Source organism: Burkholderia sp. BE12 (assembly GCF_002959955.1).
Classification (GTDB): Bacteria; Pseudomonadota; Gammaproteobacteria; order Burkholderiales; family Burkholderiaceae; genus Burkholderia.
In genome coordinates, this window is record NZ_PREY01000021.1 from 44,682 (window position 1) to 62,383 (window position 17,702).

15 protein-coding genes and 1 tRNA gene are annotated in these 17,702 nt (G+C 67.3%); 12 read left to right on the plus strand and 4 right to left on the minus strand.

The annotated features are described in order from the left end of the window. Window positions 1-124 precede the first annotated feature (124 nt). Window positions 125-529 (plus strand): PaaI family thioesterase, encoded by a 405-nt coding sequence (locus C4B30_RS22840; protein ID WP_027785770.1) that lies wholly within the window; start codon window positions 125-127, stop codon window positions 527-529. Window positions 530-537: 8 nt separating this feature from the next. Continuing rightward, on the plus strand, window positions 538-1,404 hold the full coding sequence (locus C4B30_RS22845; RefSeq protein WP_027785769.1) for a patatin-like phospholipase family protein: 867 nt from the start codon (window positions 538-540) through the stop codon (window positions 1,402-1,404). A gap of 49 nt (window positions 1,405-1,453) precedes the next feature. On the opposite strand, the gene C4B30_RS22850 is transcribed toward C4B30_RS22845, so the two are convergent. After that, window positions 1,454-2,467 carry a D-2-hydroxyacid dehydrogenase family protein gene (locus C4B30_RS22850; protein WP_027785768.1) on the minus strand — a complete coding sequence of 338 codons (1,014 nt, stop codon included), beginning with the start codon at window positions 2,465-2,467 and terminating at the stop codon, window positions 1,454-1,456. A 427-nt stretch (window positions 2,468-2,894) separates the two neighbouring features. On the opposite strand from C4B30_RS22850, the gene C4B30_RS22855 reads away from it, so the two are divergent. Further along, window positions 2,895-3,944, plus strand: a complete 1,050-nt coding sequence (locus C4B30_RS22855) for a LysR family transcriptional regulator (protein WP_027785767.1) — start codon at window positions 2,895-2,897, stop codon at window positions 3,942-3,944. Between the two features lie 126 nt (window positions 3,945-4,070). Here C4B30_RS22855 and C4B30_RS22860 read toward each other — a convergent pair whose 3' ends face one another. The 3 genes from C4B30_RS22860 to dprA all read right to left on the minus strand — a co-directional run bounded on the left by C4B30_RS22860 (window position 4,071) and on the right by dprA (window position 8,551). After that, window positions 4,071-6,668, minus strand: a complete 2,598-nt coding sequence (locus C4B30_RS22860; protein WP_027785766.1) for a DNA topoisomerase III — start codon at window positions 6,666-6,668, stop codon at window positions 4,071-4,073. Window positions 6,669-6,819: 151 nt separating this feature from the next. Beyond that, complete coding sequence (locus tag C4B30_RS22865; protein ID WP_027785765.1) at window positions 6,820-7,200, minus strand: thioredoxin family protein; 381 nt, start codon at window positions 7,198-7,200, stop codon at window positions 6,820-6,822. A 37-nt stretch (window positions 7,201-7,237) separates the two neighbouring features. After that, window positions 7,238-8,551, minus strand: a complete 1,314-nt coding sequence (gene dprA / locus C4B30_RS22870; RefSeq protein ID WP_027785764.1) for a DNA-processing protein DprA — start codon at window positions 8,549-8,551, stop codon at window positions 7,238-7,240. Between the two features lie 185 nt (window positions 8,552-8,736). Between dprA and def the strand changes: the two genes are divergently transcribed. From def to C4B30_RS22915, 9 genes are all read left to right on the plus strand, one after another. After that, a complete protein-coding gene (def, locus tag C4B30_RS22875) occupies window positions 8,737-9,240 on the plus strand; it encodes a peptide deformylase (RefSeq protein WP_006477461.1) in 504 nt (167 codons plus the stop codon). Window positions 9,241-9,274: 34 nt separating this feature from the next. Continuing rightward, window positions 9,275-10,258 carry a methionyl-tRNA formyltransferase gene (gene fmt / locus C4B30_RS22880; protein WP_027785763.1) on the plus strand — a complete coding sequence of 328 codons (984 nt, stop codon included), beginning with the start codon at window positions 9,275-9,277 and terminating at the stop codon, window positions 10,256-10,258. 117 nt (window positions 10,259-10,375) lie between these two features. Further along, window positions 10,376-11,017, plus strand: a complete 642-nt coding sequence (locus C4B30_RS22885; RefSeq protein WP_027785762.1) for a LysE family translocator — start codon at window positions 10,376-10,378, stop codon at window positions 11,015-11,017. A gap of 98 nt (window positions 11,018-11,115) precedes the next feature. Then, on the plus strand, window positions 11,116-11,973 hold the full coding sequence (gene htpX, locus C4B30_RS22890; protein WP_027785761.1) for a zinc metalloprotease HtpX: 858 nt from the start codon (window positions 11,116-11,118) through the stop codon (window positions 11,971-11,973). Between the two features lie 245 nt (window positions 11,974-12,218). Further along, window positions 12,219-13,610 carry a 16S rRNA (cytosine(967)-C(5))-methyltransferase RsmB gene (gene rsmB / locus C4B30_RS22895; protein ID WP_027785760.1) on the plus strand — a complete coding sequence of 464 codons (1,392 nt, stop codon included), beginning with the start codon at window positions 12,219-12,221 and terminating at the stop codon, window positions 13,608-13,610. Beyond that, window positions 13,607-14,197 carry a DUF4390 domain-containing protein gene (locus tag C4B30_RS22900; RefSeq protein ID WP_027785759.1) on the plus strand — a complete coding sequence of 197 codons (591 nt, stop codon included), beginning with the start codon at window positions 13,607-13,609 and terminating at the stop codon, window positions 14,195-14,197. The genes rsmB and C4B30_RS22900 overlap by 4 nt, the downstream gene beginning before the upstream one ends. After that, complete coding sequence (gene esaS / locus C4B30_RS22905) at window positions 14,187-16,601, plus strand: sensor histidine kinase EsaS (RefSeq protein WP_027785758.1); 2,415 nt, start codon at window positions 14,187-14,189, stop codon at window positions 16,599-16,601. Before C4B30_RS22900 ends, esaS begins: the two co-directional genes overlap by 11 nt. Further along, entirely contained in the window at window positions 16,602-17,303 is a 702-nt protein-coding gene (gene esaR, locus C4B30_RS22910) for a response regulator transcription factor EsaR (protein ID WP_027785757.1), read from the plus strand. 60 nt (window positions 17,304-17,363) lie between these two features. Next, a tRNA-Phe gene (locus tag C4B30_RS22915) sits at window positions 17,364-17,439 on the plus strand. Window positions 17,440-17,702 lie beyond the last annotated feature (263 nt).

Sequence of the window (17,702 nt, forward strand, 5' to 3'; positions counted from 1 at the left end):
ATATTTCGTCAAGACAACGGCGGCTGTCAGCGCGATAACGAGCGGTCGCAGTTTGCGCGCTCCCGGTATGATGACGCCACACGCGCTGCGCGGCGGTCGCGCAACGCTTTCTGGACATTCGAAGATGGACGAAAACGCAGTCCGCGAATTGCTGGATCGCCTGCTGGCCCCGTGGGTCCGCTCGCTGGGTCTGGTCCCCGTGTCGATCGGCGACGACAGCGTCACGCTGCGCCTGCCGTTTTCCGGCGAATTCCGCCATTCGGGCGGCGTGATCTGCGGCCAGGTGTTCACGGCGGCCGCCGACACCGCGATGGTGGTGGCGATCTCGGCCGCGCTCGGCGAATTCCGGCCGATGACGACGGTGTCACTGAACACGAACTTCATGCGTCCTGTGCGCAAGGGCGACGTGCTCGTCACCGCGCGCGTGCTGCGGATGGGCCGCAACCTCGTGTTCGGCGAAGTCGAGCTGTTCGACGAGGACGGCAAGATGGCGGTCCACGCGACGTCGACCTACGCGCTCGTCAGCTGAGCGGCGCGATGTTCGACCAGATCGTCTTTGCGGGCGGCGGCAATCGGTGCTGGTGGCAGGCCGGCTTCTGGGACGTCGCGCAGCCGGCTCTTGGCCTGCGCCCGCGCGTGATCACCGGCATCTCGGCCGGCGCGGCCACGGCGTGCATGCTGTATACGCGCGACGCCGCGTGGGTGATGCGCTATTACGAAGAGGCGCTGCGCCACAACCGGAAGAACGCGTACTGGGGCAACCTGTTCGGTCGCGAGCCGGTGTTTCCGCACTACCGGATCTATCGTCAGGCGTTGCTCGACATCTACGGCGAGCCGTTCGCGAAGCTCGCCGCGGCGCCGGAGATCCGCATAGGCGTGTCACACGTGCCGCGCTGGCTCGGCGCGCGCAGCGCGGTCGCCGCCGGCCTCGTCGCGTACAACATCGAAAAGTACGTGCGCAAGACGCTGCACCCGACGCTCGGGCGCACGCTCGGTTTCCGGCCCGAATTCGTGCGCGCGCAAGCCTGCACGCAAGTAGACGAACTCGCCGACCTGATCCTGCAGTCGTCCTGCACGCCGCCGTTCACGCCGGTGCTGCGGCGCGGCGGCCGGCCGGTGCTCGACGGCGGGATGGTCGACAACGTGCCGGTCGATGCGCTCGACCCGTCGCCGGGCGACGTGCTGGTGCTCGTCACGCGGCTGTATCCGCGTCCGCAAATGTTCACGGTCGCGCATGGCGACCAGCGGCGGCTGTATGTGCAGCCGTCGAGCAAGGTGCCGATTTCGAGCTGGGATTACACGAGCCCGTCGCAGATGCGGCATGCGTACGATCTCGGGCGGCGCGACGGCGAGCATTTTCTCTCGCGGGTCGGCGCGATGACGGGCGGCCGCGCGGCCGCCTGACGATCGGGAATGGAGCAACGGGGCCGCGCGACGTGCGCGGCCCGTGCGATCAGCGCTTGCGGATCGGCGTCAGCGCTTCCGGGTTCGCGACGCTCGACATGTCGCCGTCGTCGAACGCGAGAATGTTGCGGAAGGCGGCACTGAAATACAGCTCGTAGCTTTCGCGTTCGACGTAGCCGATGTGCGGCGTGCAGATCACGTTTTCCATCCGCAGCAGGCTGTAGCCCTGCAGGATCGGCTCGCTCTCGAACACATCGATCGCGACCATCCCCGGACGGTTGTGCGACAGCGCGTTGACGAGCGCGTTTTCCTCGAGCAGCTCGGCGCGGCTCGTGTTGACGAGCAGCGACGTCGGCTTCATCCGCATCAGGTCTTCCTGCGTCACGATCCCGCGCGTGTCGTCGTGCAGGCGCAGGTGCAGCGACAGCACGTCGCTCTGCTCGAACAGCGCTTCGCGGCTCTCGGCGGCCGTGTAGCCGTCGGCGCGCGCGGCTTCGAGCGAATGCTCGCGGCCCCAGATCAGCACGTTCATCCCGAACGCCTTGCCGTAACCGGCGACGAGCCGGCCGATCTTGCCGTAGCCCCAGATGCCGAGCGTCTGGCCGCGCAGCACCTGGCCGAGGCCGAAGTTCGGCGGCAGCGCCGACGTCTTCAGGCCCGACTGCTGCCACGCGCCTTGCTTCAGGTTCGCGACGTACTGCGGGATGCGGCGCTGGGCGGCCATCACGAGCGCCCAGGTCAGCTCGGCCGGCGCGACCGGCGAACCGGTGCCTTCGAGCACCGCGATGCCGCGGTCGGTACACGCGTCGAGATCGATGTGGCTCGACACACGGCCGGTCTGGCTGATCATGCGCAGGTTCGGCAGCTTCGCGAGCAGCTGTGAAGTAATCGGGGTCCGTTCACGAATCAGCACGAGCGCCTCGACTTCCGCCAGACGGCTGGCGAGCTGTCCCAGGCCGCGCACCGTATTGTTGAAGACCTTTACGTCGTGTCCGGCGAGCATCTCGAAGCAGTTCAGCTTGCGGACGGCGTCCTGGTAGTCATCGAGAATGGCAATTTTCATGGTGAACGGGGGTGTCGCGCGTTGAAAGCGGGGCGGGCAGCGGCGCACCTTGCGCGCCCGTTCCGCCCGGCCGGGGCCGACATGATGCTACGTCGGCCGCCTTCGTGGGGTCTTTTTAACAGGTTGTTACGCTCCGCCGCAATCGGCGCAGCCATCCTCCGCGCCGCGCGCACGCCGGACGAAGGGGTGCGCTGTTGTGTCGCATCAAATATGTCCTTTCTGATTCGGTCGCTTACTCGACGAGGTTCACCCAATTGTTGCTTCAAGCAGAATAATTGGATCAACTATCCGCGGAAGCCGAGGATTTTTGACTATTTTTATCGTCAACAGCCCCGTTGTTGAGCAACTCTGCATCATTTCCGCTGTCGTAGGAGAATTACGCATAGGCTTCAACTTTTTGAAGTTGTAACAGCGGCAGGAGTCGTTTATGGATCATTTGCAGTCGATGCGCGTGTTCGTCAAGGTTGCAGATCTCGGCAGTTTCGCGCGGGCCGCGAGCGCAATGGATATCTCCAACGCGGTCGCGACGCGCCACGTCGCCGATCTGGAAGGCCGGCTCGGCACGCGTTTGCTCAACCGCACCACGCGCAGCCTCTCCCTGACGGAGTCGGGTCAGGTCTATCTGGAGCGTGCCCGCCAGATCCTCGACGAGCTCGAGGACGTCGAGCAGATGGTCGTCGCACGCAATCACGAGCCGGTCGGCACGCTGCGCATCGTTGCGCCGGTCGTGTTCGGCCTGCACAACCTCGCTCCCGTGCTGCAGTCGTACACGGAGAATTTCCCGAAAGTGGTGCCGGATCTCACGCTGGTCGACCGGCAGGTCGATCTCGTGGAGGAAGGCTTCGACGTCGGCATCGTCGTCACGCGCCAGATGCGCAGCGCGAGCATCGTCACGCGGCGCCTGACCACCGGTTGCATGACCGTGTGCGCGACGCCGAGCTATCTGGAGAAGCACGGCGTGCCGATTCATCCGGAACAGCTCGCCGAGCATCCGGCCTTGAGCCTGCCGACCGAATACTGGGGCGACGAGCGCGTGTTCACCGGGCCGGACGGCGAAGTGCGCGTGCGCCCGACCAACGTGATCGTCGCGAACAACACCGCGATGCTGCGCCAGTTCGCGTTGCTCGGAATGGGCGTCGCGATCCTGCCGAGCTACCTGATCGGCAGCGACATCGCGCGCGGCGCGCTGGTGCGGCTGCTGCCGGAATTCCGGCTGCCGCAGGTCGAGATCAACATCGCCTACCCGAGCCGGCGCCACCTGCCTGCCAAGGTGCGCACGTTCATCGACCACCTCGTCGAGCATTTCAGCCATTCGACCGACGCGACGATGGGTGAGCAGTGGGCCGCACAGGCCGCGATGCTGCCGCCGATCGGCGTCGAGATGCGGGCCGAGCAGCCCGAATCGACCGATCCGAACCTGCAGCCGCGTCTTGCGCGCTCGCCGCGCACGCGCGTGGCGGTGCCGTCGCCGCTGTAACGGCTCGGCGCCCCCGGTCGCGCGCAGGCCGGCACAAAGAAAAAACGCGGATCGATCGATCCGCGTTTTTTTATGGCTGCGTGCCGGCGCCGGACGCGCCGCAAGCGGCGCCCGGCGGCCGGGCCGTCACGAACCCGTCTTGCGCGCCGTCGTCTTGCGAGCGGCGGTCTTGCGTGCCGGTGCCGGTTTCTCTTCGGCGCCTTCGGTCACGGTTTCGGCATCCTTCGCCGCCGATTTGGCCGTCTTCTTCGCGGCGGCGGCCTTCGGCTCCTTCTTCTCGAACTCGAAGCCGATCTTGCCGTCCGGCTGCTTCACGAGGAACGCCTTGAAGTTGCGGCCGGTGCGCGACGACTTGAAGTTCGGCAGCAGATCCGTGCGGCCGTCGGCCAGCAGCTTGCCCATCTGCTCGCGCGTGATTTCCTGCTGCAGGATCACCTTGCCCGAGCGGAAATCGCAGGTCTTCGGGTTCGCCACCGAGTGCTCGCACACGTAGCTCATCCCGTGCTCGAACACGCGGCCCTTGCACTTCGGGCACGCGCCGACCGGTTCCTGCGCGGAGAAGTCGGGCGCTTCGCCGTCCTCGCCGCCCTGGTCCTGGCCGAAATCGAACTCGAGCTTGTAGTTCTTCGTCTCGTCGTCGAAGGACAGCTTGAGGATCGCCGAAAACGGGCGGCCCATCTTGCTGCGGAACCCCGACAGCGGCCCGATTTCCTTCTTCTGCAGCAGCTCCTCGACTTCCGGGATCTCGAATTGCCGGCTGCCCGGAATCTTCGAGATCGAGAATTCGCACTTCGTGCACGCGAAGCGGCGGTAGTTTTCCTTCACCTGGCCACCGCAGTTCGGGCACGGTGTCTGGAGGGTCGCGTAGTCGCCGGGGATCGTGTCGGAATCGTATTCCTTCGCGCGCTTGACGATCTGCTGCGTCATGCGGGCGATTTCCTGCATGAACGCGTCGCGGCCGAGATTGCCGCGCTCCATCTGCGACAGCTTGTATTCCCATTCGCCGGTGAGCTCGGGCGCCGTGAGTTCCTTCACGCCGAGGCCGCGCAGCAGCGTCATCAGCTGGAATGCCTTCGCGGTCGGGATCAGTTCGCGGCCTTCGCGCAGCAGATACTTCTCGCCGAGCAGGCCTTCGATGATCGCCGCGCGCGTGGCCGGCGTGCCGAGGCCCTTCGCGGCCATCGCCTCGCGCAGCTCGTCGTCCTCGACCAGCTTGCCCGCGCCTTCCATCGCGGACAGCAGCGTCGCTTCCGAGTAGCGTGCGGGCGGCTTCGTCACCAGCGCGACGGCGGCGATCTCGTCCGTCTTCACCTTCTCGTTCTTCTGCACCGGCACGAGGTTCGCGTCCGCGCCTTCGGCATCGCGGCCATACACCTGCAGCCAGCCCGGCTCGACGAGTACCTTGCCTTCGGTCTTGAAGTGATGGCCGGCGACTTCGGTGATTCGGGTCGTCACGCGGAATTCGGCTGCCGGGAAGAACACCGCGAGGAAGCGCTTCACGACCATGTCGTACAGCTTCTGCTCCGGCTCGGACAGCGACTTCGGCGCCTGCAGCGTCGGGATGATTGCAAAGTGGTCGCTGATCTTCGAGTTGTCGAAGATCCGCTTGTTCGGCTTCACCCAGCCCTTGTCGAGCACCTGTTTCGCATGCGGCAGGTAGTTGTTGCTCTCCTTGAGCATCTCGAGCGTGGACTCGACCGTCGACAGGTAGTCTTCCGGCAGCGCGCGCGCATCGGTACGCGGGTAGGTCAGCACCTTGTGCTTTTCATACAGCGCCTGGGCGAGGCCGAGCGTGTTCTTCGCGGAGAAGCCGAAGCGACCGTTCGCCTCGCGCTGCAGGCTCGTCAGGTCGAACAGCAGCGGCGACAGTTGCGTCGACGGCTTCGACTCCTCTGACACCGTGCCGACCTGGTCGCGGCAGGCGGCGACGATCGTTTCGGCGGCCGGCAGGCTCCACAGGCGGGAGTCGCGCCGTTCCGGATCGAATTCGTCGCGCTTGAATTTCGGGTCGTACCACTTGCCTTCGTAGAAGCCGCCCGCGCATGCGAATGCGGCTTTCACTTCCCAGTAGTCGCGCGGGACGAAGCGGCGGATTTTCTCTTCACGTTCGACGACGATCGACAACGTTGGCGTCTGAACGCGGCCGACGGTGGTCAGGAAGAAGCCGCCGCCCTTGCTGTTGAACGCGGTCATCGCGCGGGTGCCGTTGATCCCGACGAGCCAGTCGGCTTCCGAGCGGCAGCGTGCGGCGTCGGCGAGCGGCTGCATGTCCGAGTCGCTGCGCAGGTTCGCGAAGCCGTCGCGGATGGCCTGCGGCGTCATCGATTGCAGCCACAGGCGCTGGACCGGCTGTTTCGCCTTCGCGTGCTGCGCGATCAGGCGGAAAATCAGCTCGCCTTCGCGCCCCGCGTCACATGCGTTGATCAGGCGGTCGACGTCCTTGCGCTTCATCAGCTTCGTGAGCACCTTGAGGCGCGACTCGCTTTTTGCGATCGGGTTCAGGTCGAAATGCGGGGGAATGACGGGCAGATGCGCGAAGCTCCATTTCCCGCGCTTGACCTCGTACTCCTCCGGGGCCGCGATTTCCAGCAGGTGGCCGACAGCTGACGAAAGGACGAAATCGTCGCTTTCGTAATACTCGTCATGCTTGGTAAAGCCGCCCAAAGCGCGTGCGATGTCGTTCGCGACAGAAGGCTTTTCCGCAATGATCAGTGCTTTGGACATGACAGGTGTGTGGTGGTAGACCGGGTTCGCCGGTTGTGAGTCCCTTTTACGACCGCTTTATAGCACACGCCGCAGCGACGGCGGCTCGGCGTGTAAAAAGCGGCTCATCATAGAGGGGGGCCGCAACGGCGGCAAGCGCCGGCCCGCGAATTCAGGCTTCGACGTTCAGGACGTCGCGCAATTTCGGTGCGTGCGGCACACCGGGCACCGCGCTCAGGTCGGACAGCATGCGCTCGACGATCGCCGCGTGCGGCAGCACCGTGCCGAAGAAGCGCGCGGTATGGGCATCCTCGATCAGGATGGTCGGGAAATTCTCGACGTCGAGATCGTCGAGCCGGTCGGCATGGGTTTCGATGTCGATCCAGGCGAAGCAGGCGTCCGGATGCGCGTCGGCGAGCCGGTCGAAGGCACTCCGGTAGTCGCGGCACGTACCGCACCACTCGGCGCACAGGCAGGCGACCAGCAACGTGCCGGGATCGGCGAGGCGCTCGGCGATCCGATCTGCATCGGTGTCGAGATTCAGCGCGGGCATGGAATTCCTTGGGTATCGTCGGCGGCCGGGGCCGCCCCTATGGCGGGAAATGTAGCACGCCCCGCGCGGACGGGGTGGGCGCCGCGTCAAGCCGCGCGAAGCGTCCGCCGGCGACGCTCGCGATGCGGCCCGCCAGTTCCAGCGCGAGCAGCGCGCCATGCAGCACGTCGTCGGACAGGCCACTGTGCTCGGCGAGCCATTCGTACGTAACGGGGCCATATCCGAGGGCGGTGAGCACCGCTTGTTCCGATGGATCACCCGGCGGCGGAGCTTCGATTCGGGGCGGCGCGGCGGCTGCGACGGCGCGATCCGCTTGCGCGATGCCGGCAGGGCCGGATTCGCGGATTTCGCCGGGGTTCGCGCGCGGGTTGCCGGCCCGCGCCGCGCGGCCCGTCGTGCGCGCCGCCGGCTCGCCCAGCCCGTATTCCTCGAGCACGTCGAGCGGCGCCGCGGTGAGCTTTGCGCCGTCGCCGATCAGCGCGTGGCAGCCCTGCGCGAGTGGCGCGTGGATCGAACCGGGCATCGCGAACACATCGCGCCCCATCTCGTTCGCGAGCCGGGCGGTGATCAGCGAGCCCGAGCGCGGGGCGGCCTCGACGACGAGCACGCCGATCGCGAGCGCGGCGATCAGCCGGTTGCGCTGTGGAAAATGCGCGGCGCGGGCCGGCGTGCCGAGCGGCCATTCGGACACGATCGCGCCGTGCGCGGCGATCTCGTGGTCGAGTGCGCGGTGCCGGGCCGGATAGACGAGATCGGAGCCCGTCGCGATCACCGCGACGGTGCCCGACCGGCCGTCGAGCCCGCCACGATGCGCGGCGCCGTCGATCCCGAGCGCAAGGCCCGAGACGATCGTGAGACCGGCGTCGGACAACGCGTGGGCGAAATGCGTTGCATCGGCGAGCCCCTGCGGCGTCGCATGGCGGCTGCCGACCACGGCGAGGCCGCGTGCGTGCAGCAGGTCGAGCCGCCCTTTTACATATAGCAGCGGCGGCGGATCGTGCAGGTCGCGCAGCCGCGGTGGATAGGCCGGATCGCTCAGCGTGACAAGCGCGTTGCCCGGCCCGTCGAGCCAGGCGAGCGCGGCGTCGGTGCGCGTATCGAGATCGTCGCGCTCGCTCGCGCGCACGGCTTGCGCGGCGGCGGGGCTGCTCACGGCGGCGATGGCCTGGTCGGACGCGTACAGCAACGCCGCCGGCGAGCCGAATGCCGCGAGCAGCGCCTGCAACACGGCGGGCGAGAGACCGGGCGCATGCGCGAGCTGCAGCCATGTGCGCAGCGCGGACGGTGTCAGCGCTTGCGGCGACATGAGGCTGCCCTCGAATGCGGCGGCCAGCGCAGTGCGTGGCGCCATGATAAAATTTTCATCATCCGAAATACTCGACAGGGCCGTGCGCGCAGGCGCCCGGCCGATTGCAGGAGGCGTGATCCGCGGCATTGATATGCCACGCATCCGCCTCATCTTCATTGCATCCCGGCGGCGGCGCCAGCCGGCCGGATGGCCGATGCGGCACGCCGCTTCACCGAATACCGAACACCATGGCTTTGCTCAATATTCTTCATTACCCCGACAAGCGGCTGCACAAGGTCGCCAAACCCGTCGACAAGGTCGACGACCGAATCCGCAAGCTCGTCGCCGACATGGCCGAGACCATGTACGCGGCGCCCGGCATCGGCCTGGCGGCCACGCAGGTCGACGTGCACGAGCGCGTGATCGTGATCGACGTCTCCGAGGAGAAGAACGAACTGCGCGCGTTCATCAACCCGGAGATCGTGTGGTCGAGCGACGCGAAGCAGATTTATGAAGAGGGTTGCCTGTCGGTGCCCGGCATCTACGACGAAGTCGAACGCCCCGATCACGTGCGCGTGCGCGCGCTCAACGAGCAGGGCGAGACTTTCGAGCTCGACTGCGAAGGGCTGCTCGCCGTGTGCGTTCAGCACGAGATGGATCACCTGATGGGTCGCGTATTCGTCGAATACCTGTCGCCGCTCAAGCAGACGCGCATCAAGACGAAGATGAAGAAACTCGAACGCGCGATGTGATGCGCGTACGCCCAGCCCGACTCCGAACGCTGTCATGACCCATACGTTGCGCGTGATTTTTGCCGGCACGCCGGAATTCGCCGCGGCTGCCCTTGCCGCGATCCACGAGGCCGGTTTCCCGGTGCCGCTCGTGCTCACCCAGCCCGATCGCCCGGCCGGCCGCGGGATGAAACTCCAGGCGAGCGCCGTGAAGCGCTACGCCGTCGAGCACGGGATGACGGTCGCGCAGCCGCCGTCGCTGCGCCGCGCGGGCAAGTATCCGGCGGAGGCGGCCGACGCGATCGAGCTGCTGCGCACGACGCCGCACGACGTGATGGTGGTGGCCGCGTACGGCCTGCTGCTGCCGCAGGAAGTGCTCGACATCCCGCGCGCCGGCTGCATCAACATCCACGCGTCGCTGCTGCCGCGCTGGCGCGGCGCGGCGCCGATCCATCGCGCGATCGAAGCCGGCGACGCCGAGACGGGCGTCACGCTGATGCAGATGGATGTCGGCCTCGACACCGGCGCGATGATCGAGGAGGCGCGCATCGCGATCGCGCCCGACGATACGACCGCGACGCTGCACGACCGGCTCGCCGCCGACGGCGCGCGACTGATCGTCGACGCGCTCGTGCGGCTCGAGCGCGACGGCACGCTGCCGGCGACGCCGCAGCCGGCCGACGGCGTGAGCTACGCGGAAAAGATCGGCAAGCACGAAGCGGCGCTCGACTGGCGCAAGCCTGCCGACGTACTTGCGCGCCAGGTGCGTGCGTTCGATCCGTTCCCGGGCGGCGTCGCGACGCTCGACGGTGCAGCCATCAAGCTGTGGGCGGCCGAGCCCGTGGCGGCGCGCGGCGACGCGGCGCCCGGCACGATCGTCGAGGCCGCGCCGGAAGGCGTGGTGGTCGCATGCGGCAGCGGCGCGCTGCGCGTCACGCAGCTGCAGAAGCCGGGCGGCAAGCGGCTGCCCGCACGCGAATTCCTCGCCGGTTCGCCGCTCGCCGCGGGCCAGCGTTTCGCGCTACCCGACGCTGACTGACGCCTGAGCGCCATTCGACCCGGTTCGCCGGCCCCGCGCAACTGGCCGGACGGCCGAGTCGCGCGGGGCCGCCGGCACGCGTAGAATTTCCCTGCACTCTCCGGTTTCGAGGTTTTCATGTTCGGCATCGTCCATTTCGGTTTCTTCGTGTTCGCGGTTTTCCTGCTGAACCTCACGCCCGGCCCCGATACGGCCTACATCATCGGCCGCAGCGTCGCGCAGGGGCGCGGCGCGGGGCTGATGTCGGCGTTCGGTATTTCGGCCGGCTGCTGCGTCCACGCGCTCGCATGTGCATTCGGCCTGACCGCGCTGCTGGCGGCGTCGGCAACCGCGTTCACGGTGATCAAGCTGGTCGGCGCCGCATACCTGATCTATCTCGGCGTGCGGATGATCATCGCGAAGCAGCCCGCCGCGCCGTCGGGCGCCGAAGCCGCGCAGGCCGCGGCCGCCAAGCCGCTGCGCCAGCTGTTCATGCAGGGTTTCTGGACCAACGTGCTGAATCCGAAGGTCGTGCTGTTCTTCGTGTCGTTCTTCCCGCAGTTCGTGTCGGCCGACAGTCCGCACAAGGCCTGGGCATTCCTGACCCTCGGCGCGGTGTTCGTCGCGATGAGCACGGTCTGGACGAGCCTCGTTGCGTGGGTGGCAGGCAGCGTCACGCAGCGCTTTGCCGGCAAGCCGGGCGTCAAGAAGTGGCTCGACCGCACGGTCGGCAGCGCTTTCGTCGGCCTCGGCCTTCGTCTTGCAAGCTCGCAACGCTGAGATTGAATTTTTCCGACAAGACCTTATCTAACAAATCGCTTACAATTTCCGCCGTGCGCTGTCATGCGCGGCGGTCCCCTGACGGATAAGGAGTGGGTATGTTCAATTGGGTCAAAACGGCGATGCTGATGGCCGGGATCACGGCCCTGTTCATCGTGATCGGCGGGATGATCGGCGGCTCGCGCGGCATGGCGATCGCGCTGCTGTTCGCGCTCGGCATGAATTTCTTCTCGTACTGGTTCTCCGACAAGATGGTGCTGCGCATGTACAACGCGCAGGAAGTCGACGAGAACACGGCGCCGCAGTTCTACCGGATGGTGCGCGAGCTGGCCACGCGCGCGAATCTGCCGATGCCGCGTGTGTACCTGATCAACGAGGACGCGCCGAACGCGTTCGCGACGGGCCGCAACCCCGAGCACGCGGCGGTCGCCGCGACGACGGGCATCCTGCGCGTGCTGTCGGAGCGCGAGATGCGCGGCGTGATGGCGCACGAGCTCGCGCACGTGAAGCACCGCGACATTCTGATCTCGACGATCACCGCGACGATGGCGGGCGCGATCTCGGCGCTCGCGAACTTCGCGATGTTTTTTGGCGGGCGCGACGAGAACGGCCGGCCGGCCAACCCGATCGCGGGTATCGCGGTCGCGCTGCTCGCCCCGATCGCCGGCGCGCTGATCCAGATGGCGATTTCGCGGGCCCGCGAGTTCGAGGCCGACCGCGGCGGCGCGCAGATTTCCGGCGATCCGCAGTCGCTGGCCACCGCACTCGACAAGATCCATCGTTATGCGGCGGGCATCCCGTTCCAGGCGGCCGAGGCGCATCCGGCCACCGCGCAGATGATGATCATGAATCCGCTGCACGGCGGCGGCCTGCAGAACCTGTTCTCGACGCACCCGGCCACCGAGGAGCGCATCGCGCGCCTGATGGAGATGGCGCGCACCGGCCGCTTCGATTGACCCTGGCGTACCGCGCGGCCGTTGCCGCGCGCAGGCCGCTTCGCCACCCCGCATGCTTCGCGCTGCGGGGTGTTTCGTTTGTGCGCGCCGTAAAGGGGCCAAAGGGGCGGCATGGCCGCACGCTACAATGCGCGGTTTGGGATCGCCGGGCCATGTGGCGGCTGCGATCCCGCCGTTTGCCGCCGCCGTTTGCCGCATTTGCTTGCCGCACCCGATTGCGGCGCCTGTTTGCCGATTCCGTACCGATGACACGACCCCGTTCTTCCGCTCCGACTTCTTCCGGCCGCCCGGCGCGCCTGACTGCGCTGCACCTGGCGTCCGATTCGCTCGGCTTCGCGCTCGACGCGGCCGCGCAGGCGGTCGATGCGGTGCGACGCGGCACCGCGTTGCCGGCGGCACTGTCGGCGGTATTCGCGCAGATGCCGCCCGGTGCGCAGGCGCACGCGCGCGGCGCGACGCAGGACGTCGCCTACCGGACGATGCGCCGCCTCGGCAGCGCGGACTGGCTGATCGGCAAGTTCGTCAGCAAGGCGCCGCCCGCGCACGTGCACGCGGTGCTCGCCTGCGCGTTCGCGCTGCTGCTCGACCCGCCTGACGCCGCCGCGTACCCGGCGTTCACGGTGGTCGACCAGGCCGTCACCGTCATCGGCGCGCGGCGCGAATTCGCGTTCGCGAAGGGGATGGTCAACGCGGTGCTGCGCCGTTTCCTGCGCGAGCGCGACGCACTCGTCGCGGCGATGCAGGACGACCCGGTCGCGCACTGGAACTACCGCGCGTGGTGGGTCGATGCGGTGAAGCGCGCATGGCCCGACGCGTGGCAGGCGATCCTCGCGGCCGGCGAGCGTCAGGGGCCGCTGACGCTGCGCGTGAATGCGCGTCGCGCGAGCGTCGATGCGTATCTCGACACGTTGCGTGCAAGCGGGATCGACGCGACCGCGATCGGCCGGCATGCGGTGCGGCTCGCCTCGGCGCTGCCGGTGGATCGCATTCCGGGGTTCGCCGACGGCGTGGTGTCGGTGCAGGACGCCGGCGCGCAGCTCGCGGCCGAATGGCTCGGCGCGCGCGACGGCATGCGCGTGCTCGACGCGTGCGCGGCGCCCGGCGGCAAGACCGGCCATATTCTCGAACTCGCCGATGCGGACGTCGTGGCGCTCGAAAGCGACGCGACGCGCGCGGCGCGCATCGGCGAGAATCTCGTGCGCCTGTCGCTCGCGGCGAACGTGTGCGTCGGCGACGCCGGCGCGCCGGATGCGTGGTACGACGGGCGCCCGTTCGATCGCATCCTGGCCGACGTGCCGTGCTCGGCGTCCGGCATCGTGCGGCGGCACCCCGACATCCGCTGGCTGCGCCGCGAGGCCGACATCCCGGCGCTCGTCGCGGAGCAGCGTCGCATCCTGTCGGCGTTGTGGCCGCTCGTGAAGCCGGGCGGCGAACTGCTTTACGTGACCTGTTCGATCTTCCCCGAGGAAGGCGAATTGCAGGCCCGCTGGTTTGAAGCGGCCTGCGAAGATGCGGTACGATTGGACGCCCCTGGCCAGCTGCTGCCGGGCGGCGTGCAGGGACGGGCGGCCGCCGGCGCACTCGACCAGAACACCGATCACGACGGATTTTTCTACGCGCGGTTTCAGAAACGGTGACGATCAAACACCTTTTTCCATTTCGGCTCGCGGCCGTCTTGCTCGTCGCGTTGACGCTGTGCCTGGTCATCGTCCGGCCGGCGCATGCCGAATCGATCGCCGTGCAGCGCGCGTCGCTCCAGTCCGACGGAAGCGGCTGGAGCCTGGACGCGCGTTTCGACTTCGAGCTGAATCCGAACCTCGAGGATGCCGTCAACAAGGGCATCCCGCTTTACTTCACGACTGACTTCGAACTGAGCCGCGCGCGCTGGTACTGGTTCGACGAGCAGCCGGTGGCGGTCACGCAGACCATCCGCCTGTCGTTCCAGCCGCTCACGCGCGAGTACCGCGTGTCGACGGGCGGCCTGCAGCTCGGCTTCCCGTCGCTGAAGGATGCGCTCGCGGTGGTCCGTCACATCACGTCGTGGCACGTGATCGACCGCAACCAGGTGCGCGCGGGCGAAACCTACACGGCGTCGGTGCGGATGCAGCTCGATACGGCGCTGATGCCGAAGCCGTTCCAGGTCGATGCGGTGAACAATCGCGACTGGACGCTCGGGTCGGACTGGAAGCGCTTTACCTTCACGGTGACCGAACGTGCTAAATAAAGTACGCCGCGCCGCCAGCGGGAAGAGCCTCCTCATCCGCGTGATCGTCTCGACCGTCGCGCTGACCGCACTGCTGCTGCTCGTGCTGCTCGCGGCCGCGAGCGCGAACACCGAATTCTTCGACCGCTACTACTCGTGGCTGTACGCGACGAACATCGTCGTCGCGCTCGTGTTCCTGCTCGTGGTGCTCGGGCTGATCGGGATGATCGTCGTGCGCCTGAGGAAGGGCAAGTTCGGCACGCGGCTGCTCGCGAAGCTCGCGGTGTTCTTCGCGCTCGTCGGCGTGGTGCCGGGCGGGATCATCTACGTCGTGTCGTACCAGTTCGTGTCGCGCAGTATCGAGTCGTGGTTCGACGTGAACGTCGAGACGGCGCTGACGGCCGGGCTGAACCTCGGCCGCGGGATGCTCGACGCGTCGCTGTCCGATCTGCAGACGAAGGCGCGGATGATGTCCGACCAGCTCGCGAGCGTCGATGCGAACACGAACGGCACGACGCTCACGCTGCTGCGGCTGCGCGACCAGTTCGGCGTGCAGGACGCGACGATCGTCGAGCCGAGCCGCGGCGGCTCGGGCGCGGCGCCCGACCTGCACATCGTCGCGCAGGCGTCGGGCAATTTCGCGGCGCTGATTCCGGACGACCTGCCGACGCCGCTGATGCTGAGCCAGGCGCGCGAACACGGCGCGTATGCGGCGATCGAGGGCGAAGTCGACGGCGACCCGCGCGCGCACGGCGCGAAGGGCGCGCTGCGGCTGCGCGTCGTGCGGCCGATTCCCGATGCGACGACGTCGCTGCTGCAGCCGGCGGAGCGATTCCTGCAGCTCACGCAGCCGGTGCCGCCCACGCTCGCGCACAACGCGGACGCCGTGCAGCGCGCGTACCGCGAGTACCAGGAAAAGTCGCTCGGCCGCACGGGGCTGCGCAAGATGTACATCGGCACGCTGACGCTCGCGCTGTTCCTCGCGACCTTCATCGCGATGATGCTCGCGCTCGCACTCGGCCAGCAGCTCGCACGGCCGCTGTTCCTGCTCGCGCAGGGCACGAAGGAGATCACGGAAGGCGATTACACGCCCAAGCGCGAGATCAAGACGCGCGACGAGCTCGGCTTCCTCACGCAGTCGTTCAATGCGATGACGCGCCAGTTGTCCGAGGCGCGGCTCGCGGTCGAGAAGAACCGCATCGCGCTCGAGCATTCGAAGACGTATCTCGAGAGCATCCTCGCGAACCTGACGGCCGGCGTGTTCGTGCTCGACCGCCAGTTCCGGCTGACGACGGCTAACCGCGGCGCCGAGCGGATCTTCCGGCAGCCGTTCAACGCGCTGATCGGTGCGACGCTCGACCGGATCGGCGTGGCCGCCGGGTTCGGCGCGATGGTGCGCAAGGCGTTCGCCGATCGCGAGGCGGCGTCCGACGGCGGCAGCGGCGATCGCGGCCACTGGCAGCAGCAGTTCGCGATCGAGGTGCCGGGCGAAACCGAGCCGCTGACGCTGCTCGTGCGCGGCACGCGTCTCGTGTCGACGGTCGAGGGGCAGGCCGACGATCCGCAGACGTCCGGCTACGTCGTCGTGTTCGACGACATCTCCGACGTGATTTCCGCGCAGCGTTCGGTCGCGTGGGGCGAGGTCGCGCGGCGGCTCGCGCACGAGATCAAGAATCCGCTGACGCCGATCCAGCTGTCGGCCGAGCGGCTGCAGATGAAGCTGTCCGACAAGCTCGCACCGTCCGACGCGGACGTGCTCAAGCGCGGCGCGACGATGATCGTGAACCAGGTGGCCGCGATGAAGCGGATGGTCGACGATTTCCGCGAATACGCGCGCACGCCGCCGGCGGTGCTCGCGAACCTGCAGTTGAACGAACTGGCGAGCGAGGTGCTCGGGCTGTACGGCGTCGGCGAAGGCAAGAGCCCGATCGTCGCCGAGCTCGCGCCGTCGCTGCCGGTGATTCGCGGCGACGCGACGCAATTGCGCCAGGTGATCCACAACCTGCTGCAGAATGCGCAGGATTCGGTTGCGGAGTCCGCGCATCCGCGTGTGTTGATCGAAACCAAGACAGTAGAATATGGCGATCCCGACGCCGAAGGCAAAACGCACGTCGCGGTACGTCTGACCGTGTCCGACAACGGGCCCGGTTTTCCGGCACGCATCCTGACGCGCGCGTTCGAGCCTTACGTGACGACGAAGGCGAAGGGCACGGGGCTCGGGCTGGCCACGGTCAAGAAAATCGTTGACGAGCACGGCGCGCGGATCGATCTGCGCAATCGCATGCACGGCGAGACCGTCGAGGGTGCGCAGGTGTCGATCCTCTTCCTGCAGATGGCGAGCGATACGCCAGGCGCCGAACCCGGTGCGCAGGACGGGGCGACTCCCGCCAAGACAAAAGCAAGTGAGCAGACAAGGGCAGCGTAAATGGCAACCATCCTGGTGGTAGATGATGAAATGGGCATCCGGGAATTGCTCTCGGAGATCCTCAGCGATGAAGGACATGTCGTCGAGGCGGCGGAGAACGCGCAGGCCGCGCGGGAATACCGGCTGAATCAGGCGCCCGATCTCGTGCTGCTCGATATCTGGATGCCCGATACCGACGGCGTCACGTTGCTCAAGGAATGGGCGGCGCAGGGGCTGCTGACGATGCCCGTGATCATGATGTCGGGGCACGCGACGATCGATACGGCAGTTGAGGCGACCAAGATCGGCGCGCTCGATTTCCTCGAGAAACCGATCGCGCTGCAGAAGTTGCTGAAGTCCGTCGAGCACGGTCTCGCACGCGGCGCGGCGCCGGTGTCCGCCAACGCGGCGGCGAAGGCGGGTGGCGGGCAAGCCGCGGGGCCGGCGGCGGTCGCGTCGGCGGCGGCGCTGCCGACGCTCGGCGACGACATGGCGTCGGCGCTCGGCCTCGCGGGCCAGACGGCCGCGATCCCGTTCGACATCCCGTTGCGCGAAGCGCGCGATGCGTTCGAGCGTGCGTACTTCGAATATCACCTCGCGCGCGAGAACGGCAGCATGACGCGCGTCGCGGAGAAGACGGGCCTCGAGCGCACGCACCTGTATCGCAAGCTCAAGCAGCTCGGCGTCGAGCTCGGCAAGAAGCCGCCCGAAGGCGCGCTGTAAAATATTTTGCGAAAGCACTTGCTCGGGGCCCGATAGCTCGATATACTTTCATTCTTCGTTGGCCCGGTAGCTCAGTTGGTAGAGCAGCGGATTGAAAATCCGCGTGTCGATGGTTCGATTCCGTCCCAGGCCACCAGCATTTAAAACCCCAAGAATCGGAAGGTTCTTGGGGTTTTTCGTTTGTGGTGGGTATTGCGCGTCGTGGGCGGCGGGCCCGGCAGCATTCGCCGGGGCATGATAAAATCCGTGCCCGCTCAATGACTTAGCGCATCGCTTCATGCGCATGGCAGGCTGCCCACGGCGCACCTGCCGTGGCGCGCGGCCACGATGCCGCGCGATGGGCGGTATAAGCGCGCCGCCGCATTCGCGGCCGACCGCGCTGCCTATACTGGTCGAGCC

What these genes read in the sequence shown, in the direction of transcription:
- C4B30_RS22840 (WP_027785770.1), top strand. Translation starts at nt 125, where the DNA reads ATGGACGAAAACGCAGTCCGCGAATTGCTGGATCGCCTGCTGGCCCCG.
- C4B30_RS22845 (WP_027785769.1), top strand. Translation starts at nt 538, where the DNA reads ATGTTCGACCAGATCGTCTTTGCGGGCGGCGGCAATCGGTGCTGGTGG.
- C4B30_RS22850 (WP_027785768.1), bottom strand. Translation starts at nt 2,467, where the DNA reads ATGAAAATTGCCATTCTCGATGACTACCAGGACGCCGTCCGCAAGCTG.
- C4B30_RS22855 (WP_027785767.1), top strand. Translation starts at nt 2,895, where the DNA reads ATGGATCATTTGCAGTCGATGCGCGTGTTCGTCAAGGTTGCAGATCTC.
- C4B30_RS22860 (WP_027785766.1), bottom strand. Translation starts at nt 6,668, where the DNA reads ATGTCCAAAGCACTGATCATTGCGGAAAAGCCTTCTGTCGCGAACGAC.
- C4B30_RS22865 (WP_027785765.1), bottom strand. Translation starts at nt 7,200, where the DNA reads ATGCCCGCGCTGAATCTCGACACCGATGCAGATCGGATCGCCGAGCGC.
- dprA (WP_027785764.1), bottom strand. Translation starts at nt 8,551, where the DNA reads ATGGCGCCACGCACTGCGCTGGCCGCCGCATTCGAGGGCAGCCTCATG.
- def (WP_006477461.1), top strand. Translation starts at nt 8,737, where the DNA reads ATGGCTTTGCTCAATATTCTTCATTACCCCGACAAGCGGCTGCACAAG.
- fmt (WP_027785763.1), top strand. Translation starts at nt 9,275, where the DNA reads ATGACCCATACGTTGCGCGTGATTTTTGCCGGCACGCCGGAATTCGCC.
- C4B30_RS22885 (WP_027785762.1), top strand. Translation starts at nt 10,376, where the DNA reads ATGTTCGGCATCGTCCATTTCGGTTTCTTCGTGTTCGCGGTTTTCCTG.
- htpX (WP_027785761.1), top strand. Translation starts at nt 11,116, where the DNA reads ATGTTCAATTGGGTCAAAACGGCGATGCTGATGGCCGGGATCACGGCC.
- rsmB (WP_027785760.1), top strand. Translation starts at nt 12,219, where the DNA reads ATGACACGACCCCGTTCTTCCGCTCCGACTTCTTCCGGCCGCCCGGCG.
- esaR (WP_027785757.1), top strand. Translation starts at nt 16,602, where the DNA reads ATGGCAACCATCCTGGTGGTAGATGATGAAATGGGCATCCGGGAATTG.